14 protein-coding genes are annotated in these 20,163 nt (G+C 71.6%); 5 read left to right on the plus strand and 9 right to left on the minus strand.

Annotated elements, in window-relative coordinates:
* Positions 1-34 precede the first annotated feature (34 nt).
* The 4 genes from CXQ97_RS02260 to CXQ97_RS02275 form a co-directional block, all read right to left on the minus strand.
* Entirely contained in the window at positions 35-4,054 is a 4,020-nt protein-coding gene (locus CXQ97_RS02260) for a DUF4011 domain-containing protein (RefSeq protein ID WP_258062142.1), read from the minus strand.
* A gap of 144 nt (positions 4,055-4,198) precedes the next feature.
* The gene (gene guaA, locus CXQ97_RS02265; RefSeq protein WP_104179193.1) at positions 4,199-5,785 is read right to left on the minus strand and encodes a glutamine-hydrolyzing GMP synthase; all 1,587 of its coding nucleotides are present in this window, start codon (positions 5,783-5,785) and stop codon (positions 4,199-4,201) included.
* Positions 5,786-5,866: 81 nt separating this feature from the next.
* Entirely contained in the window at positions 5,867-6,352 is a 486-nt protein-coding gene (locus CXQ97_RS02270) for a DUF3817 domain-containing protein (RefSeq protein ID WP_104179194.1), read from the minus strand.
* Positions 6,345-7,262, minus strand: coding sequence for an SURF1 family protein (locus CXQ97_RS02275; protein ID WP_258062143.1), 918 nt, complete (start codon positions 7,260-7,262; stop codon positions 6,345-6,347). The genes CXQ97_RS02270 and CXQ97_RS02275 overlap by 8 nt, the downstream gene beginning before the upstream one ends.
* Positions 7,263-7,393: 131 nt before the next feature.
* Here CXQ97_RS02275 and CXQ97_RS02280 point away from each other — a divergent pair, with 131 nt between their 5' ends.
* Positions 7,394-9,115: an ABC transporter ATP-binding protein gene (locus CXQ97_RS02280; protein ID WP_104179196.1), complete on the plus strand. Its 1,722-nt coding sequence runs from the start codon at positions 7,394-7,396 to the stop codon at positions 9,113-9,115.
* Entirely contained in the window at positions 9,108-10,853 is a 1,746-nt protein-coding gene (locus CXQ97_RS02285; RefSeq protein WP_104179197.1) for an ABC transporter ATP-binding protein, read from the plus strand. The genes CXQ97_RS02280 and CXQ97_RS02285 overlap by 8 nt, the downstream gene beginning before the upstream one ends.
* A gap of 16 nt (positions 10,854-10,869) precedes the next feature.
* On the opposite strand, the gene CXQ97_RS02290 is transcribed toward CXQ97_RS02285, so the two are convergent.
* Both CXQ97_RS02290 and CXQ97_RS02295 read right to left on the minus strand, forming a co-directional pair.
* Positions 10,870-11,361 (minus strand): PTS sugar transporter subunit IIA, encoded by a 492-nt coding sequence (locus CXQ97_RS02290; RefSeq protein WP_104179198.1) that lies wholly within the window; start codon positions 11,359-11,361, stop codon positions 10,870-10,872.
* A gap of 206 nt (positions 11,362-11,567) precedes the next feature.
* Positions 11,568-12,707: a GuaB3 family IMP dehydrogenase-related protein gene (locus CXQ97_RS02295; RefSeq protein ID WP_104179199.1), complete on the minus strand. Its 1,140-nt coding sequence runs from the start codon at positions 12,705-12,707 to the stop codon at positions 11,568-11,570.
* 258 nt (positions 12,708-12,965) lie between these two features.
* On the opposite strand from CXQ97_RS02295, the gene CXQ97_RS02300 reads away from it, so the two are divergent.
* The 3 genes from CXQ97_RS02300 to CXQ97_RS02310 all read left to right on the plus strand — a co-directional run bounded on the left by CXQ97_RS02300 (position 12,966) and on the right by CXQ97_RS02310 (position 14,107).
* Positions 12,966-13,328 (plus strand): hypothetical protein, encoded by a 363-nt coding sequence (locus CXQ97_RS02300; RefSeq protein WP_104179200.1) that lies wholly within the window; start codon positions 12,966-12,968, stop codon positions 13,326-13,328.
* Positions 13,329-13,440: 112 nt separating this feature from the next.
* Positions 13,441-13,728 (plus strand): helix-turn-helix transcriptional regulator, encoded by a 288-nt coding sequence (locus tag CXQ97_RS02305; RefSeq protein ID WP_104179201.1) that lies wholly within the window; start codon positions 13,441-13,443, stop codon positions 13,726-13,728.
* A complete protein-coding gene (locus CXQ97_RS02310) occupies positions 13,718-14,107 on the plus strand; it encodes a VOC family protein (RefSeq protein WP_104179202.1) in 390 nt (129 codons plus the stop codon). Before CXQ97_RS02305 ends, CXQ97_RS02310 begins: the two co-directional genes overlap by 11 nt.
* A gap of 266 nt (positions 14,108-14,373) precedes the next feature.
* Here CXQ97_RS02310 and CXQ97_RS02315 read toward each other — a convergent pair whose 3' ends face one another.
* The 3 genes from CXQ97_RS02315 to CXQ97_RS02325 all read right to left on the minus strand — a co-directional run bounded on the left by CXQ97_RS02315 (position 14,374) and on the right by CXQ97_RS02325 (position 19,982).
* Positions 14,374-16,203 carry an ABC transporter ATP-binding protein gene (locus tag CXQ97_RS02315; protein WP_104179203.1) on the minus strand — a complete coding sequence of 610 codons (1,830 nt, stop codon included), beginning with the start codon at positions 16,201-16,203 and terminating at the stop codon, positions 14,374-14,376.
* 60 nt (positions 16,204-16,263) lie between these two features.
* Positions 16,264-17,790, minus strand: a complete 1,527-nt coding sequence (gene guaB / locus CXQ97_RS02320; protein WP_104179204.1) for an IMP dehydrogenase — start codon at positions 17,788-17,790, stop codon at positions 16,264-16,266.
* 125 nt (positions 17,791-17,915) lie between these two features.
* Positions 17,916-19,982, minus strand: coding sequence for an acyltransferase family protein (locus CXQ97_RS02325; RefSeq protein WP_104179205.1), 2,067 nt, complete (start codon positions 19,980-19,982; stop codon positions 17,916-17,918).
* Positions 19,983-20,163 lie beyond the last annotated feature (181 nt).

Here is a 20,163-nt window from a genome sequence, read left to right on the forward strand (position 1 = left end):
CTGGGACGGCGCACCGCCCGCAGCATCCCGCAGGTCAGCCCCAGTGCGGGGGCCGCTGCTCCTCGAGCCACGCATCGTGGTCGTCCTCGGTGTCGCCCCAGGAGCGGGGGTCGTCCTCGCCCGCCGTCGTCGGCAGGGACGGCGCCTCGGCCGGTTCGCCGGGCTCGCGGCCGACGTTGGTCCCGCGGCCGGGGTGCTGGTCGTCCTTGCGCATCCTCGCGGCGTCCTTTCGCGTCCTGGGCTGGTCGGAGGTCTCCAGGGGCGGAAGGCCGAGCACGGCGGACGCTCGTTCCGCGCACCCGTCCGGGTCCGTGAAGACCTCGATGGTCCACAGCGGCAGGTAGCGCCAGCCCATGCGTTCGAGGACCTGCGGGCGCAGCCTGCTGCGTTCCCGCACGGACATCGACCCGTACCGGGCGGTCCCGTCGGACTCGATCGCCAGCGGGGCGGGGCGCTCGTCCTGCACCGTCGCCGCGCTGCCGTCGGCGCGGACGTCCGCCGGGCGCACCGCGACGATGTCGAGGACGCCGGCGTAGTGGTCCCACACCTCGGCGCCACGGTAGCGCAGGCGGTCCACGAGGTCCGCGACGAGGGGGTCCTCGTTGCTGCCCGCGGCGGCCGGGATCCGCCCGGCGTCGCCTCCCAGCTCGCGCTGCAGCAGCTCGAAGAAGTCCAGCGCGCCCGTGGTGAGCCGGTCCGGATCGAGGTCCGACGGTTCGAAGCAGGTCAGCACGTGCTGGAGCCGCCGTGCGCGCGTCATCGCCATGACGAAGTTGCGCCGGCCGTTCGGACCGGACAGCGGACCGAAGGAGTGCAGCGCGCGCCCGTGGGGCGTGCGGCCGTAGCCGAGCGAGAAGATGATGTCGTCGCGGACCAGCCCTCCTGCCCGTTCGACGGGCACGACGCGGAACGCCTCCCGGCCCGGCGTGAAGAAGTCGGCGGCCCAGGGGAACTCGGTCATCTGGAGGCGGATCGCCTCACCCACACGGGCAGCGTGCCGCGAGCTGGCGGTGACGACGGCGAGGGTGAGGTGCGGGCGACGCCGGATGTGCTCGAAGACCAGCTCGACGACGCGGTTCACCTCGACGGCGACGCTCTCGACGCCGTCGTGCTCCGAGCTCGGCATGCCGGTGCCGTTCGGCAGGTACTCGACCACGAGCCCTCGACCGCTGCCGGTGACCTCGGAGGCCTGCGGCAGGCGGGAGAGCTTGCCGTCGTAGAAGGACTCGCTCAGGTAGGTGTCGAGACCCCGGTCGACGCCTCGATAGATCTCCGTGAGCCCGCGTACGGGGAGCACCTCGCGCAGGGCGTCGAAGGCGCTGGGCAGGGGCTCGAGGGTGGAGGCGCGATCGGCCGACTGCACCTCGATGCTGAAGCGGGTCGGCCCCGCCAGCCGGTCGTCGCCGAAGACGACCACCTGCGAGGACCGCGCGATGCACGGCACGGCGCTCTGCAGCGACATCGATTCGCCGTCGAGGATCACCGCGGTGTCGAACGTGCACCCCTCGGGCACCGCACCCCTGATGGTCAGCGGGCTCACGGCCCAGACGGGCAGCAGCGCGGCCACGATCTCGCGGTGCAGGCCGGCGAAGCTCTCGAGGGTGAGGGTCCCGTCCTTGAGCTCCTGCCGGAGGCGGGCGGCATCCTCCGCGTGGGTGGCGACGGCGGAGCGCCAGCGTTCGCCGAGCGTCCAGCGGATACGGGCCGGCCCGGAGGCGATGTGCGCGTTGTCCGCGAGGCGGTACTCCGCCTCGAGCCTGCGCAGGCTGTCGCCGTCGGACATGGCGAGGTAGTCGTCGCCGCTGATCATCGCCTCGAGGGCGGACTGCCACCAGGCCAGTTCGAGCTCGTGGCCGACGCGGTCGGCGGGCACCTCGCGTGCGGCGAGGTCCTCGAGCAGCTCGGCGAGGCCCTGCTCGCGCATCTCGTCGAGCAGCAGCGTGCGCTCGGGCAGGGTGGCGAGCGTGTCCTTGTCCCCGGCGAGGTCCCGCAGGAGGGTCTCGAGGACGTCCAGGTCCAGGGAGGCGAGGTCCGGGCTGCTGGAGGTCGGCCGGAGGACCGCGGTCAGCTCGGCGAGCCGCACCTCGACGGTCCGGTAGGACGCGTGGATCTCGGCGAGGCCCGTGGGGACGGAGGGGTGCCGTTCGGTCAGGGCGTAGCGCGTCCACAGCGTGCGCTGCTGCTGGACCTCGCGCAGGGACGTGTGGAGGTCGGAGATGTGCACCCCGGGCCGGATGTACTCCTTGGCGACGCGCCGCAGCCGGGACCGCGTCATGGAGCTCATCTCGATGTCGCGTTCCTTCCGCCAGGACGACGGCGCTGTGGCGGAGATGAGGTCGGTGACGGGCCGGTCGAAGATGTCGGGCGTGAACTTGTCCAGGCTCTCACGGACCGCGACGAGGAGTTCGAGCTGCTCGCCCCACTCCCTGAAGGTCCCGCCGAGCGTGATGTGGGAGTGCTCGGCCACGCGCTGCACCTCGTCGCGGAGGTCCGGGATCTCGGTCGCGAGCTGCCCGGCGAGGCCGTGCGCGTGTTCGGTCTCCTTGCGGTTGAGGAGCTGCGCGCCGTACCAGGGGCTCTCCGTCGACGCCCTGCTGAAACTGCCGAGCTCGGCCGCCCGCTGGAGCCGCTCCGTGAGCTCCCCGCGGTCGGTGATGGAGTCCAGGACGCTCCGCTTCAGACGCACCGTGGTGGACGGCGCCGGGTCCAGGGCGGTGAGGCCGGCGAGGGACTGCATGGCCTGGTAGGGCGAGCAGCCCCATCGGCTGCGGATGTCATGCAGGCTGCGCACGTGCTCCATGAGCTGATGGCGGTGGCCGGTCAGGGTGGAGTGGAGCGTCTCGAGCCGGGGCTCGACGGACTTCTCGTTGCGGACCAGGGCGCGGATGACGGCTTCGCGGAGCTGCGCAGGCCCGGTCTGGCTGCCGACCTGGAGCACGAGCGAGCCCAGGCCGAGCCCGTCGAGGTCCTGCACGAACTCGTTGAGGGAGCCGCGGCGCTCGGCCGCGATCACGACGCGCCTGCCCTCGGCCGCGGCACGGGCCGCGACGTTCAGCGCGGTCTGGGTCTGCCCCGTCCCGGGAGGTGTGGCCACGACCACGCTGACGCCCGCGGATGCGAGGTCGAGGACCTCCTGCTGCGCCCTGTCCGCGTCGAGGATCAGGATCTCCGCAGCCGGGTCCCGCTCGTCGGCGGGCGGGAACTGCAGACCGTCGGCGACGCCGGCGAGGGCTGTCGACGCGTCGGCGTCCCCCCTGGCCGAGCCCAGCAGGGCGCCGAGGACGGGATGGTCGGGGCGCAGGGCGGGATCGCCCTTGACCCCTGCGAGGTCGGCGAAGGTGGAGACCAGGATCCGGTGTTCCACGGACATGCCCCGGACGCCCTCGCTCAGCGCCCTCATGCGCTCGAGGACGGGGTGCGGATCGAAGCGCGCGGTGCCATAGGCGAGACGGGCGATACCGGCGGGATCCACGCGGAGGCCCTGCTGGTTCCGCAGGTGCCGGACGAGCGCCGGGTTCATGCCGGCCTGCTCGGTGATCTGCAGCTCGTAGTCGTCCTGCGAGGCATGCACCGTCAGAGAGATCGCGGTGAGGAGCACGGGGGCGTTCAGCGTCTCGGAGCGGCCCGAGTCGTCCACGGACCGCCAGGACGCGGTCCCGGCGGCGAGGTAGCCGACGTCGATGCCCCGCTCGGTGCCGAGTTCGAAGATCTTCGCGCGGAGCGCACGGGCCGCTGCCTTGGCGGCACTGTACTGGACGGGGTCGCGGAGCAGGGTGGACAGGCGCGTGCGCCTGCCGGCGAGGAGCTGCGCCAGTCCGGAGGGGTGGGCGTGCGTCAGGTCGATGCTCGTGCCGGCGGAGGGCCGGAAGTGCAGGAGCGTGTCCCCGCTGGCCTGGGGGCCGAGGCCTTCGAGCCACGGCACGAGGAACTCCTGCGCGGACGCCGCACTCCCGGGCGTGGCCGGGCGCTGCTGGCCCGACCCGCCGCCCTGCTGGTCTCCCTGCGGCTGATCCGCGGGGGATCCCGCCGCATCCCGCTGGTCCTGCTCCGGCACGGCCGCCTTCTTCCCTGCATTGTCACGTGCTGATCTCGACCAGATGGGCATATCTTCCAAGCTATCCGAAAAGCGATCGGACCCCGCGGATAGCAACGCGGCCCGGGCGGACGGAAGTGGGTGCGACACCCCTTCCGGATCCGCCTACTCCCACTCGATGGTTCCCGGGGGCTTGCTCGTCACGTCGAGCACCACGCGGTTGACGCCGTCGACCTCGTTGGTGATCCGGTTGGAGATGCGCGCGAGGAGGTCGTACGGGAGGCGTGACCAGTCCGCGGTCATGGCGTCCTCGCTGGACACCGGGCGCAGCACGATCGGATGCCCGTAGGTCCGTCCGTCCCCCTGGACGCCGACGCTGCGGACATCGGCGAGCAGCACCACGGGCATCTGCCAGACGTCGTTGTCGAGGCCGGCCGCGGTGAGCTCGGCGCGGGCGATCGCGTCGGCCTTGCGGAGCAGAGCCAGGCGCTCCTCGGTCACGTCGCCGACGATCCTGATGCCCAGACCCGGGCCGGGGAACGGCTGCCGGCCGACGATCTCCGCGGGCAGGCCGAGCTGGGCGCCGACGGCGCGCACCTCGTCCTTGAAGAGGGTGCGGAGCGGTTCGACGAGTTCGAACTGGAGGTCCTCGGGCAGTCCGCCCACATTGTGGTGGCTCTTGATGTTCGCGGCGCCCTCCCCTCCGCCCGACTCGACGACGTCGGGGTAGAGGGTTCCCTGCACGAGGAACCGGATCGGCTCGCCCTCGGCCTCCGCCTCGCGCATGATGGCCCGTTCGGCCTCCTCGAAGGCCCGGATGAACTCGCGGCCGATGATCTTGCGCTTGCTCTCGGGGTCGGAGACGCCCGCGAGGGCCGCGAGGAAACGCTCCTGCTCGTTGGCGACGTAGAGCCTGACTCCGGTCGCGGCGACGAAGTCGCGCTCCACCTGCTCCGCCTCTCCCTCGCGCAGCAGTCCGTGGTCCACGAAGACACACGTGAGCTGGTCGCCGACCGCACGCTGCACGAGCGCGGCGGCGACGGCGGAGTCGACGCCTCCGGAGAGCCCGCAGATGACCCGCGCGTCGCCGATCTGATCGCGGATGCGGTCCACCTGCTCCTCGAGGATGTTGCGGGTGGTCCAGTTCGGGTCGAGGCGTGCGCCGCGGAAGAGGAAGTTCTCGATCACGGCCTGGCCGTGCTGGGAGTGCTTGACCTCCGGGTGCCACTGCACGCCGTAGAGGGCCTTGTCCTCGTTCGCGAAAGCGGCGACGGGTGCGCCGGCGGTGCTGGCGAGGACGTCGAAGCCCTCCGGGGCGGCCTGCACGCTGTCGCCGTGGCTCATCCACGCGTTCTGCTGCTCGGGGGTCCCGGCGAGGATGGAGCGTGAGGCACCGTCGGAACGCACGTCCGTCGACCCGTACTCCCGCAGGCCCGTCCTCGCGACGGTCCCGCCGAGCGCGTCGGCCATGGCCTGGAAGCCGTAGCAGATGCCGAGCACGGGCACGCCGGCCTCGAACAGGTCCCGGTCGATCCGGGGGGCGCCCTCTGCGTAGACGCTCGACGGCCCGCCCGAGAGGATGATCGCCGAAGGGTTCTTCGCGAGGATCTCCTGCGTGCTGAGCGTGTGCGGGACGATCTCGGAGTAGACGTCCGCCTCACGGACGCGGCGCGCGATCAGCTGGGCGTACTGCGCGCCGTAGTCAACGACGAGGACAGGACGGTGCTCGGAGCCGTTCTCGGGGGTAGTCACCCGTCAACAATAGTCCGCGTGTACCCGGCGTCGCACATCAGGTCCGGGCCGTGACGCCGCCGTTCCGCCCGGGCGCGGGCATCAGTACCGCGGTGCGGTCTCGGGGTGCGCGGCGAGGTCCTCCTCGGCCTGGCGGTGGATCCGCTTCTCCACGAAGAAGGACAGCAGGGGCACGACGCCGCCGAGCGCGATGAGGACGAAGCGGCCGAACGGCCAGCGCATCAGCTGCCACAGCCGGAAGTCGGCGATGAGGTACACGACGTAGAGCCACCCGTGCACGATCAGGACGGCCGTCGAGAGGTTCACCCCGCCGGCGGTCTCGGCGACGACCTCGGGCAGGAACTGGATGAACGCTCCCCCGCCGGCCACGATCTCGGAGCCGAACCCGTACTTGGCCACCATCTCCACGACGACGAGCAGCAGCATGACGCCGGTCGCATAGGCGAGCACCCGGTAGAACCCGAGCGCGGAGCGGATCTGCGCGTGCGTGCCGCCGAAGCGCCGTTTCGGCCTGCGTCCCTCCGGGCGGGCGGTTCCCGCGGCGGGGTCGAGTGCTGGCTCAGTCACGGTGGGCTCCGGTTTCCTTAGTGGATGTCATGCCGGTGGATGTCCTGTCGGCGGTCGTCCCGGCGGCGGGACGGGAGGGGACGACGGCGGAGTCGCCGTCGGGACCGGCCGCGGGGTGGGCGGCGGCGAGCCGCGCCTCCTCGGCGTCGGCCGCGTCCTCGAGGGTGCGTCGGTGGTCGTCGGCGACGAGGCGCCACCACAGGAAGAAGGCGAAGCCCGCGAAGACGACCCATTCGATGGCGTAGAAGATGTTCAGCCAGTTGATGGGCGTGTCCTGCGGCTGCGGGCCGACGACCACCCGCTCCATGCCTTCCGTGAAGGGTACGGCGGTGCCGTCGGCCGTCACCTCGGAGGCGACGATGAATGCGGCGTAGCTGGTCTCGTCCCAGATGTTGGAGAGTTCGGCCGTGGAGAGCGACGGCACCTGCCCGTCGGGGTTCCGCTGCACCACGGGCGCCTCGGGCGGGAGGAGGCGCCCGACGACGGCGGCGGTCCCCTGCTGCTCCGGCACGGCTGCCGCGTCCTCCGCCTCGGCCACCCAGCCGAGCACGACGGGGATGACGGCGTCCTCGGCCGCGACGGCGGGCGCGGCCGTGTCGACGGCGAGGGCCTGGACGACCCACAGGCCCTCGTCGCCGTCGAGCAGGCGGTTCTGCACCAGCATCCGGGTGCCGGGCAGGAACGCCCCGTCGACGGACACCATCTGGTCGGCAGCCGAGGCGTAGAGCGGCGTCAGCGGCGTCAGCACCCCGGTCAGCGGCCGGACGTTCTCCGTGGTGCTGGGTGCGGGCGGCGGCACCTCCCTGGAGGAGTCGAGCTGCCACCGGCTGAGGAGGACGAAGACCGCGGCGGCAGCCATCGCAAGGATCAGCAGGAGGATCCATCGAGGCTTGAGCGCGGTTTTCAACACCCCTCAACGGTACTTCGTGCCCGTGTAGAACAACGAATACGGCCGGGACCGGACGTGGCGACCCCGGCGGCCCGAAAAGTGATTGGCATATCCCTATCACTGGGGTCGGATGCGGTCTAGGATGGACCCTCGTGCGCTCCTTTCCCTACCCCCTGACCGGCCCGCCGGATCTGCGCTCCCCTGCGCGCTACCTGCTGTGGATCGGCGCGCAGCAGAAGGCGACCCTCGCGGCGGGGATCCTCCTGGGCACCGTCTGGATGGCGTCGCAGGCCGTCATGCCCTTCGTCCTCGGCAGGGCCCTCGACGACGGCGTCATCGGGGGCGACACGGGCGCGCTGCTCGGATGGGCAGGTGCTCTGCTGGGACTCATGGTGGTCCAGGCCGTCTCCGACACCGCGACGCACCGCGCGGGCGTCAGCAACTGGATGCAGGCCGCGTTCAGCTCCGTGCGCCTCGTGGGGCACAAGATCAGCCGGACCGGCGACGCCCTGCCCACTGCGCTGTCGACGGGCGAGGTCGTCTCCACCGCCGCCTCCGACGCCTTCCGGCTCGGCGAGGTGTACGAGGTGCTCACGCGGCTCGCCGGGGCGGCGGCCGCCTGGCTCGTGGTCACCGTCCTGATCTGGCAGACCTCCCCCGTGCTCGGCGTCGTCGTGCTCGTCGGCGTGCCCGTGTGCTGCGGGCTCCTCCTCTTCGTGGTGCGGCCCATGCAGGCGCGGCAGCGCGAGCAGCGCGAGGCGTCCGGCAGGATGACCGCGGTCGGTGCGGACACCGTGGCAGGACTGCGCGTGCTGCGCGGCATCGGCGGCGAGCACATCTTCGTGGACCGCTACCGCGACAGGTCGACGGCGACCCGCGACTCGGGCATCAGGGTGGCCCGCTCCCTCGCCGACCTCGAGGCCTCCCAGGTCTTCATCGCCGGGACCTTCAGCGTGGTCTTCACCTGGGTGGGGGCGACACTGGTCCTCGACGGCGACATCACGCCCGGGGAGCTCGTGGCCCTCTACGGATTCTCGATCTTCCTCATGACACCCATCCGCGCGGCCGCCGACTCCGTGGCCCGCTTCATCCGCGCCCACGTCGGCGCCCGGAAGATCATCGCGGTGCTGTCGGTGGACGCGAACGTCGCCGAGAGCGCCACGCCGGTGACCGCACCGCCGCCGGGAGCCGTCCTCGTCGACGAGCGGTCGGGGGTCGTCGTCGAACCGGGGCTGATCACCGCCGTCGTGTCGCGGGAGCCCGCGGAGTCGACCGACGCCGTGACGCGCCTCGGCCGGTTCGAGGACGCCGTCCTCGAGGAGGCGACGGTGCGGTGGGGTGCCGTCGACCTCCGGCACGTGCCGCTGGCGGACATCCGGGCACGCATCGTGGTCAGCGAGGCCGCGCCGCAGCTCTTCAGCGGGTCCCTCCGCGCACAGCTCGACCCGCAGGGCCGGCACGACGACGCCGCCGTCCTCGCGGCCCTCGAGGACGCGAGTGCCCTGGACATCCTCGACGGGCTCGAGGGCGGCCTGGACCATGAGGTCACCGAGCGCGGCCGGGGCTTCTCGGGCGGCCAGCGCCAGCGCCTGGTCCTCGCGCGGGCCTACCTCACCGACGCGGAGAACCTCGTCCTCGTGGAGCCGACGAGCGCCGTCGATGCCCACACCGAGCAGCGCATCGCCTCCCGCCTGGGCGGCGCACGACGGCGGGACGGCAGGACCACCGTCATCGTCACCGCGAGCCCGCTGCTGCTGCGGGTCGTGGACCGCGTGGTCCTCCTCGAGGACGGCCGCGTCAGCGCACAGGGCAGCCACAAGGACCTCATGGCCGGCAGCAGCACCTACAGGAACGTGGTGATCCGCAGTGAGTAGCACGGCCACGCTTCCCGTCGCCGGCCCGAAGTCCGTCCGCGACGAGGCCTCGCGCCTCATCCGCCACCACCGGCGGAGCCTCGGCGCGGTGATCGCCCTGTACGTCGGGTCGGCGGTCGCGGGCCTCGCCGGACCGCTGCTGCTCGGCCTCCTCATCGACGCCCTGGCTGCCGGGACGACGCCGTCCTTCGTGGCGTCCGTCTCCCTCGGGATGCTCGGGTTCCTCGTGGTGCAGTCGGTGCTGCGCCGGTACGCGGTGCGGTCCGGCATGGTGTTCGGCGAGCGCGTGTTCGCGGAGCTGCGCGAGGACTTCATGGAGGACGTCACCGCGCTCCCGCTCTCCACGGTGGAGAAGGCGGGCACGGGCGACCTCGTCGCCAGGACGACGAACGACATCGACGCGGTGTCCCACACCGTGCGCTTCGGCGTGCCGCAGGTCGTCGTCTCGGTGGTGACCATCCTCCTGACCCTCGGCGCCGCCGTCGTCACCTCGCCCGTGCTGTCGCTCGGGCTCCTCGTGGGTCTGCCGCTGCTCTGGCCCGTGACCCGCTGGTACCTGCAGCGGAGCGCCGGCGGCTACATGCGCGAGCGCGAGACCTACGCCGTGGTGAACGGGACGATCACCGAGACCATCGAGGGTGCCCGGACCGTCGACGCCTTGAGTCTCGGCGCGCTGCGTCGCCAGGACCTCGACGACGCACTCGGCAGGAGCTTCCGGGCGGAGCGGTACACGCTCTGGCTGCGTTCGGTCCTCTTCCCTGCCGCGGACATCGCCTTCTGGCTGCCCGCCGCCGCCGTCCTGCTGTGGGGCGGCTGGCTCGCGGGCCAGGGCGTCGTCACGCCGGGCGCCGTGGCCGCCGTGGCGCTGTTCGCCGTCCGCCTGATCGACCCGGTGGACCTGCTCATCATGTGGACCGACGAGATCCAGGTGGGAGCCGCGTCCCTCGCCCGCATCATCGGCATCAAGGACGTCGAGCCCGACCGTGAGGCGACGGCGGCGCAACCCGCCAACGAGGACATCGTGGTGTCCGCGGCGACCTACGCGTACCGGCCGGGCCACAATGTGCTGCACGGCATCGACCTCACGCTGGTGCGGGGCGAGCGACTCGCCGTCGTCGGCCCGTCCGGCGCGGGCAAGTCCACGCTGGGACGGCTGATCGCGGGCATCCACCCGCCGACGTCCGGCTCCGTGACGGTGGGCGGTGTCCCCCTGGTCGACCGGCCGCTCGACGACCTGCGCCGCGAGGTGGCACTCGTGACGCAGGAGCACCACGTCTTCGTGGGCTCCGTCTCCGACAACGTGCGGCTCGGCCGGGCGGACGCGGGCGACGGCGAGATCGAGGAGGCCCTGCGCAGCGTCGGCGCGCTCGACTGGGTGAAGCAGCTCCCGGAGGGGATGGAGACGGAGGTGGGATCCGGGGCGCACGAGCTCACGCCCGCCCAGGCCCAGGAGTTGGCGCTGGCCCGGCTGATCCTCGCCGATCCGCACACCCTGGTGCTGGACGAGGCGACGTCGCTGATCGACCCGCAGGCCGCGCGCGACCTCGAGCGCTCCCTCAACGCCGTCCTCGAGGGGCGCACCGTCATCGCCATCGCCCACCGGCTCCACACGGCGCACGACGCTGACCGTGTGGCCGTCGTGGAGGAGGGGCGCATCGCGGAGCTGGGATCCCACGACGAACTGCTGGCGCTGGACGGCGCGTACGCCTCGCTGTGGCACTCCTGGCGGAGCGAGTAGCGCCGGACGGCAGGGCCTAGTGGTCGAAGAACACCAGCGAGGAGTTGATCAGCTCGGCGATCACCTCGGCGTCGTGCGCCCTGCGCAGCGACTCGCGGAAGTTCTCCTTGAACAGACTGCGGGCGATCGTGGCGAGCACCTCGAGGTGCTCCGAGAAGGACTGCGCGGGGGTGGCCATGAGGAGCACGAGCGTGGCCGGGCCGTCGACGGCGCCGAAGTCCAGGCTGTGGCCGAAGCGCGTGACTCCGACGGCGATCGAGGTCTGGTTCACGTACTCGCTGCGTGCGTGCGGCAGTCCGACCCCGCCCGGCAGGCCCGTAGCCATCTGGTGCTCGCGCGAGTTGACCTGGTCGAGGAATGCCTGCAGGTCGGAGATGCGCCCCGCTGCATGCAGGCGCCCCGCCAGCTGGGCTGCCGCGTCCTCCTTCGAGACCGCTTCCATCTCGAGGATCACGAGGTCGGGGGTGGTGAGTACGGCGTCGTGCAGCTCGAGGGACAAGTCGCTCACAGTGTGCCTTTCGATGTTCCCGCCGGCCGTGGCCGCCGGGTGACCGGCCGCCGTCGACGGCCTCCCCCGGCCCTCCTAGCTTAGCGGGACCACCTGCCGCGCACCTTCGGCGCCCGGTCCCGCCGAGGACGTCGCCTGCTGCCCGAGGGTGTGCCTCCCGCTCCGGCGGGGCCTGCTCCCTGCGGTGCGGACCCCGTCGGGAAGGGTCAGTCGGTCGAGGCGTAGGGCGAGAGGACCACTTCCACCCGCTGGAACTCCTTGAGGTCGGAGTACCCGGTGGTGGCCATGGCCCGTCGGAGGGCGCCGATCAGGTTGGACGAACCGTCGGTGTGGTGGGAGGGGCCCCAGAGCACTTCCTGCAGGGGGCCGACGGTGCCGATGTTGACCCTGTCGCCGCGCGGGAGTTCGTGGTGGTGCGCCTCCTGGCCCCAGTGCCAGCCCTTCCCGGGCGCCTCCTCGGCGCGGGCGAGCGCCGAGCCGAGCATGACGGCGTCGGCTCCCATGGCGATGGCCTTCACGATGTCGCCGCTGGCGCCCATGCCGCCGTCGGCGATGACGTGCACGTAGCGGCCGCCGGATTCGTCCATGTAGTCGCGGCGGGCACCGGCGACGTCGGCGATGGCGGAGGCGAGGGGCGAGTGGATGCCGAGCGCCCGGCGGGTCGTCGTCGTCGCACCGCCGCCGAACCCGACCAGCACACCGGCTGCGCCCGTCCGCATGAGGTGGAGGGCGGGCGTGTACCCTGCGGCGCCGCCGACGATGACGGGGACGTCGAGTTCGTAGATGAACTTCTTCAGGTCCAGGGGCTGCTCGTTCTTGGACACGTGTTCCGCGGACACCGTGGTGCCGCGGATGACGAAGATGTCGACGCCGGCCGCGAGGACCGTCTTGTAGAACTGCTGGGTGCGCTGCGGCGTCAGGGACCCGGCGACCGTGACGCCGGCCTCGCGGATCTCGTCCAGGCGGCTCGTGATGAGCTCGGCGCGGATGGGGGCGCTGTACAGCTCCTGCAGCCGGCGGGTGGCGGCCGGGCTGAAGTTCTCGGTGCTGAGGCCGGCGATCTCGTCCAGGACGGCCTGCGGGTCCTCGTAGCGGGTCCACAGCCCCTCGAGGTTGAGGACGCCGAGACCGCCGAGCCGGCCCATGGCGATGGCGGTGGCCGGCGACATGGCCGAGTCCATGGGTGCGGCGACTACCGGCATCTCGAACCGGTAGGCGTCGATCTGCCAGTTCACCGAGACGTCGAGCGGGTCCCTGGTGCGCCGGGAGGGCACCACCGCAACGTCGTCCAGCGAATATGCCCTGCGTCCGCGCTTGGCCCGGCCGATCTCGATCTCGTAAGTCACTGCTCTAGGTTAGCCCAGCACCGTCGGCGTCCCGGCGTCGTCGTGCGGATCGCCGCCGCCGGGACGGGCGGCCGTCCGGCGTCCGACCGACGGCCGACCGGCGCAGACCCGCGGCAGCGTCCCACACCCGGTGCGCCTCCGCCCCGGCTCCGGGCACCCGGCGCGGCGGCCCCGATCGACGACGAGCATGGTCGAGGATGAAGACCCGCGCACCCTATCCTGAACACCGGACGAGGGACATCGAGGAAGGACGACGGGATGCCGTTCCGCAGCAAGCAGACCCTGGAGACCTGGGTCGACGAATTCCGGACCACCCGGGAAGGCGGCGCGCTCGTCTCCGTCGTGGTGCAGGACGGAGCTGACGGCGCCGACACCGGGCTGGTCATCGTGCCGCTCAGGAGCGGCAGCACGGAGATCTTCATGCAACCCGTCGCCGTCGGTGACCCGCGGTGGTCCGTCTCGTTCGGTGCCCGCAGCGAGGACTTCGAGCTGAGCGCCGCCGAACTGCACGGACTCGCCGCCGAGCTCCTCATCGCGGCATCCCTGTGCCAGTTCCTGCAGGAGAAGTCGGTCGGTCACGAGGAGAGGTCCGCCCAGCAGGATCACGCAGCCGATGGCTGACGCGTCGCACACCGGGTGAGCCCGTCCGGGGCGTGCCGCAGGAGTCCGGAACCCCCCGGAAAGCCGCCGACGAGCCTTTACAGGTAACCTCTTACTTGCCTATCGTGGGGCTGTGACGGACATCTACCGGGCGCTGGCCGACGAGACGCGGAGGGCGCTCCTCGACGAACTCCTGGGCAGGGACCGGCAGACCCTGTTCGAGCTGTGCACGAAACTCGCGATGAACCACGACCTCACACCGTCGCGGCAGGCGGTGTCCCAGCATCTCGACATCCTCGAGGCAGCCGGGCTGGTGCACTCCGAGCGGAGCAGCCGCTACCGCTTCCACACCATCGACACCTCGCCACTGGCCGAGATCACCGACCGTTGGCCCACAGGAAGGCCTGACCATGAAGCTTGAAGCAGTGAGCATCTTCGTCGACGACCAGCAGCGCGCTGTCGACTTCTACACCGGCCGTCTGGGCTTCGCCGTCTCGGCGGACATACCCATGGGCGAGCATCGCTGGCTGACCGTGATCGACCCCGACCGGCCCGAGGCCCCCCAGATCTCGCTGGAACCGAAGGGCCATCCTGCTGTCGCCCCGTTCACCGAGGCACTGATCGCGGACGGGATCCCGTTCTGCGTGCTCGGGGTCGACGACGTCCGCGCCGAGTACGACCGCCTGTCCGCGCTCGGCGTGACGTTCACGCAACCTCCCACCGAGATGGGGCCCGTCATCGTCGCGGTCCTCGACGACACCGTGGGCAACCTCCTGCAGCTCGCCCAGTCCGTCGGCTGACACCGCCCCGCCCGGCGGCCGCAGGGGAGCCGGCGGACGGCATGCGGCGGGGTCCGGACGGACCCCGCCGAGCGCGCCCCGCGGCAGATCGAAAGGACGACGCCGCGGCTGCCGGAGGGGTGGATCCGCGATCTGTTGATCCCCGGGCACCCCCGACCTCCCCAACCTGTCCCACCCCGTCCGAGTGCCTCCTGGCTGCGCGCTCCGTCCGCCGACCCGGACGCGGACGCTGACGCAGCCCTGCAGGCGCCCCCGGGAACGCCCCCTCAGCCCTCGGGCAGCTGGCTCTCGAACATCCTGTAGTAGCGGCCCCGCAGCGCCACCAGTTCGCGGTGCGTCCCCGATTCGACGACGCGGCCGTCCTCCACCATGTACACGAGGTCGGCCTTCTCGATGGTGGCCAGCCGGTGGCTGATCGCGATGATGGTCCGCGAGCGGTCGGCGAAGAGCCGCGTGAAGATCCTGTGCTCGGCGAGGGCGTCGATCGCCGACGTCGGCTCGTCCATCACGATGAAGGGCGCGTCCCGGTAGAAGTTCCGGGCCATCGCGAGCCGCTGCCACTGTCCGCCGGACAGTCCGCTGCCCTTCCGTCCGCGGGGGTCCTCCATCCAGTTGCTCACGTAGTTGTCGTACCCGTTGGGCATCCTGCCGATGAAATCCGCGGCATCGGCGTCCTCCGCTGCCCGCCGGACCCGCTCGTCGTCGCGCGGCCGGTGGACGTCGCCGAAGTAGATGTTGTTGGCCGCGGTGGCGAATTCGTACCGCAGGAAGTCCTGCGACATGACGGCGAGGTGCTGGTGCCAGTCGTCGATCCCGATCCCGCGCAGGTCCCGTCCGTCGAGCAGCACCTCTCCCCTGCTCGGCTGGTAGAGGCCCGCGAGGACCCGCACCAGCGTCGACTTCCCGGCGCCGTTCTCACCGACCACGGCCACGTGCGTCCCCCGCTCGAAGGACATCGAGATGCCCTTGAGGACCTCGGCCTCGCCGCCGGCGTACGTGAAGTGGATGTCGCGGAGTTCGACGACGGCGGGTGCCGCGTCCAGCCGGCCGGGGGCTCCGGTGGACAGCGGGAAATCCATGAACTGCTCGTAGTCCTTGAGGTTGGCGAGGTCCTCGTCGATGGAGCTGAGGGAGGAGACGAGGTTGTTGGCCGTGCCGAGCGCCCGGCTCACGATCTGCTGGACGTAGAGGAACTGGCCGACGGGCTGGGCCCGGGCGATGATCTGCCCCACGATCCAGACGAGGGCCAGCAGTTCCGCCCCGTACTGCAGGGCGTCGGCGAGGAGCTGCTTGGGGATGTACCGCTTCTGGAAGTCGAGGCGCCGCTTCTCGTCGGCGTCCCGCAGCGTGGACCGCAGGTCCATGAGGTACCGGACGATCCCGTAGAGCCGCATCTCGGCGATGTTCTGCGGCTTCATCAGGTTCGTCTCGATCATGCGCCGCTGCCGCCGGGAGTCCACCTGCGTGTTCCAGTGCGCCATCTGCTCGCGGGAGAGACGGAACTGCAGGTAGACGCTGGGGACGATGGCGACGAGCACGATCAGCGCGACCCACCAGCTGACCAGCAGCAGGGCCCCGATCGCGAGGACCACGGAGACCAGCTGCGTGAAGATCGCGGCGATGCGGTCGAGGACCCTGGCGTAGGAGTCGGAGAAGCGGCGGGCCCTGTCGTAGAGGTCCACCGTCTCCTTGTCGTCGTAGCGCCAGAACTCGAGCGCCAGGAACCTGTCGTACATGCGGTCCCCCACGATGGCACCGACACGGAAGCTCAGGACCTGCTGGATGTAGCGGTCCACGCTGGTGAAGGCGCCCCACAGGAGCCCGAGGACGGCCGTGACGATCACGTAGACGACGGCGGACCGGCCCGCGTCCGGCTCGCCCGCGTACGCAGCGGCGAGCGCCGTCGTCGTCAGGGAGGCGAAGTAGGTGGTGACGAGCGGCAGGACCGCGGAGATCAGCGATCCGGCGACCTTCATGGCGACGGCGCCCGGCGACGCCTTCGCGCTCACCACCAGCACCTGCCCGACGGCGCGGGCGTACGGGCCGAGGCGGAGCTTGCGGCGAGCGACGACCTCGGGCTGCGGGAGTCCGCTCATGCCGTGCCCCCTCCCGGGCGGTGGACGGTCACCGGACGGAGCGCTGCGGGCCGGGCCGGGCTACTTGGAGCCGTAGTTGGGTGCCTCGACCGTCATCTGGATGTCGTGCGGGTGGGATTCCTTGAGGCCGGCCGCCGTGATGCGCACGAACTTGCCCTTGGCCTTCAGCTCGGGGATGGTGCGCGCCCCGGTGTAGAACATGGTCTGCCGCAGCCCCCCGACGAGCTGGTAGGCCACGGAGGCGAGGGGGCCTCTGTAGGCGACGCGCCCCTCGATGCCCTCGGGGATGAGCTTGTCGTCGCCCGAGACGTCCGCCTGGAAGTAGCGGTCCTTGGAGTAGGAGGTGTTCTTGCCGCGGGTCTGCATGGCACCGAGCGAGCCCATGCCGCGGTAGGTCTTGAACTGCTTGCCGTTGACGAAGATCAGCTCCCCCGGCGCCTCGGCGGATCCTGCCAGGAGCGAGCCGAGCATCACGGTGTCCGCACCGGCGACGATGGCCTTGCCGATGTCGCCGGAGTACTGGAGGCCGCCGTCGGCGATGACGGGGACGCCCGCGGGGATCGCGGCCTTCGCGGATTCGTAGATGGCGGTGACCTGGGGGACGCCCACGCCCGCGACGACGCGCGTGGTGCAGATGGATCCCGGACCCACGCCCACCTTGATGCCGTCGGCGCCGGCGTCGATCAGGGCCTGCGCGCCCTCGCGGGTGGCCGCCTGGCCTCCGATGATGTCCACGTGGCGCAGGGACTTCTCCGCCTTGAGGCGCGCGATCATCTCGAGCACGCCGGCACTGTGGCCGTTGGCGGTGTCGACGAAGAGGGCGTCGACGCCGGCCTCGACGAGGGTCATGGCACGCTCCCAGCCGTCGCCGAAGAAGCCGATGGCCGCGCCGACGCGCAGGCGGCCGTCGTCGTCCTTGGTGGAGAGCGGGTACTGCTCTGCCTTGGTGAAGTCCTTGACGGTGATGAGGCCCCGGAGGACGCCCTCGTCGTCGACGAGCGGGAGCTTCTCGATCTTGTTCGCCGCGAGGAGGTTGATGGCGTCGTCGCCGCTGATACCCACCTTGCCCGTGACGAGGGGCATCTTCGTCATGACGTCGCGGACCAGCATGCGCGGGAAGTCGCGTTCGAGCACGAAGCGCGTGTCGCGGTTGGTGACGATGCCGAGGAGGTGCCCGGCCTCGTCCACGACCGGCAGGCCGGAGACCCGGTAGTGGCCGCAGAGCTCGTCGAGCTCCTGCAGCGTGGCGTCGGGGCCGACGGTCAGCGGGTTGGTGATCATGCCGGATTCGCTGCGCTTCACGCGGTCCACCTGGTCCGCCTGGTCCTGCACGGACAGGTTGCGGTGGATGACGCCGAGCCCGCCCTGACGGGCCATCGCTACGGCCATGCGGGCCTCGGTCACGGTGTCCATGGCCGAGGAGAGCAGCGGCGTCCTCACGGTGATGCGCTTGGAGATGCGCGACGACGTGTCCGCCTCCGAGGGGATCACGTCGGTGTGGCCGGGGAGCAGGAGGACGTCGTCGTACGTCAGGCCGATGAATCCGAAGGGGTCGTGGGTCTCGTTCTGGCCTGACTGCTGGCTCACTGCTGCGCCTCTTTCACTGTCGCCCGATGGCGGTGGGGGTAGGGGCCTTCGGCGGGTACCACCCGCGGGCTCTGCCAGTCTAGAACCATCGGGGCGGGGCCCCTATTCCGGTGACAGTGCTCACGTCACCAGCCGAGCACTGCCGTGAGCCGCTCGGAGAAGACCGGGACCGTCGTCTCGACGTAGGACTTGGACAGGTGGTCGCGGTCCATGAAGACGCGCACGTTCCCGACGATGCCGGAGCAGGTGGCCTCCGCGCAGACGAGGTCGGTGAGGTCCAGGTGCGCGAGTCCCGGCACGCGGGCGGCGACGGCGGCGAGGGGTGACGCCGGCGCCAGCACCTCCTCGACGGGCACGTCGCACACCGACGGATCAGCCGCGTTGCGCGCGGTGCACTCGGCCATGTCCTCCTCGAAGCGCGGGGTGTCCCGCAGGCCCACGACGGGGATGCCCGCGTCGAGCAGGGGTGCGATGCCGGCCTCGAATCCCGCGGGGACCTCCTCCGCCGGTGAGCTCCATGCGGTGCGGGAGCCGACGGTCAGGACGGCGTCGGGGGACAGCCCGAGGGCGTAGTCCGTGACGGCCTCGTTGAACGCCTGGCAGTCCGGGTCCACGGTCCCGGGCGCGTCGACGAACCTGCAGTTCGGCCTGTGCACCGACACGGCGAGCCAGTCGTTCGCGGTGGCGACGGAGCCGAGGGCCGTCATCCACATCTGAGAATGAGAGTCGCCGAGCACGAGGACGGTCCGCTTCGCCGTCGCCTCCTCCCCCGTCTGCACGCAGGAGGACAGACGCGGGTCGGCGGGCATCAGGGTCGCGGAGCAGGGGCCGTCGACGGCCGCCCACTCCTCGCCGAGGCTGCTCGCCAGCGGCTTGACCATGGCGTCGTCGGCGCCGCGGAACTCGAACCCGGGATCGAGGGCGGCCGCGCCCGGATTGTCCGCGCGCGTCTGCCGCTCCACCGCCGCCTCCTGCGCCTGCACCCGGTACTCCCAGCCCGAGAGGGGCACCGCCACGAGGGAGAGGGCCACCGCCGCGACGAGGCCCGTGCGGCGGCGCTCCGCCGACGGCCACCGCCAGGACCGCACCGGCTCCTCGACGAGGCGGGCGGTCAGGAGCGCGAGCGCGAGGGAGGCCGCGACGACGACGGCGCCGTCGGGCAGGCCCGCCGACGGCTTGTCGGCGACGATGAGCCAGATGACGAGGACGGGCCAGTGCCAGAGGTACAGCGCGTAGGAGGCGTCCCCGAGGCGCAGGAGGGGCGCGGACGAGAGCCAGCGGTCCACGCCGACGGGACTGTCCGTCCGGCCGGCGACGAGGACGGCGGCCGCGGCGAGGGTCGGCCACAGGGCGACGAAGCCGGGGAACTGCTGCTGCACCTGCAGGAGCGCGCCGCAGGCGAGCATCATCCCCACGCCGGCCCAGCCCAGGACCACGCGCACCCGGACCGGCAGCACGAGGTACGGCAGCAGGAGCGCCACGAGCGAGCCGAGCGCGAACTCCCACAGCCTGGCGCGGGTGTCGAAGTAGGCGGCAGCCTGGTCGGCGCCCGTCTGCCAGACGGAGAACGCGAGCGACGCGGCGAAGACGGCGCCGAACAGCGCGAGCAGGACGGGCCGCACGCGCAGGCGGGTGATGGAGACGACGACGCCGGCCAGCCCGAACAGCAGCGGCCAGAGCACGAACACCTGCCCCTGGATGGACAGCGACCAGAAGTGCTGCAGCGGACTCGCCGCGCTGGAGTCGAGGGCGTAGTAGTCGACGGCCTTGCCCGCGAGCTCCCAGTTCTGCCGGTAGGTCAGCGACGCCCAGGTCTGGTCGAACACGGACCGCCAGCGCGAACCCGGCACGAAGGCCGCGGTCGCCGCGAGGACCGCGACGAGCACGACGGCGGCGGCGGGCAGCAGCCGCCGGAGCAGGCCCAGCCAGTAGGTCGCGAGGTCCAGCGGCTGCGCAGTCTCGAGCCGCCGGGTGAACGTGAGCGTGAGGAGGAACGCGGAGACGAGCAGGAACACGTCCACGCCGCCGGAGATGCGGTCGAACCACACGTGGTAGACGACCACCATGCCCACGGCGAGCGCCCGCAGGCCCTGCACCTCGGGCCGGAAGCGGCGCCCGCCGGCGCTCACCGCCGCGCTCACGGCCCTTCCCGCTCCGGTCGCGGGAGGGGCGGAGTGCAGGTCGGTGGCCATGCTGGTCCTCCTCGGGGAACGGGTCGTGCCGGGCGCAAACCTCCAGTTTAGCGCCCCGGAATCGACCGGACGATGCCCGGACGACGACGCGGGAGAGGCAACGATCCGCCGGGTCACCCGCGGACCACGTACTCTTGGAGGAGCATGTTCCCGGGGACACCGGGGACCACGGACCGGGATC

Origin of the sequence: Arthrobacter sp. B0490, from assembly GCF_002929355.1 — a bacterium.
Classification (GTDB): domain Bacteria; phylum Actinomycetota; class Actinomycetes; order Actinomycetales; family Micrococcaceae; genus Arthrobacter_D.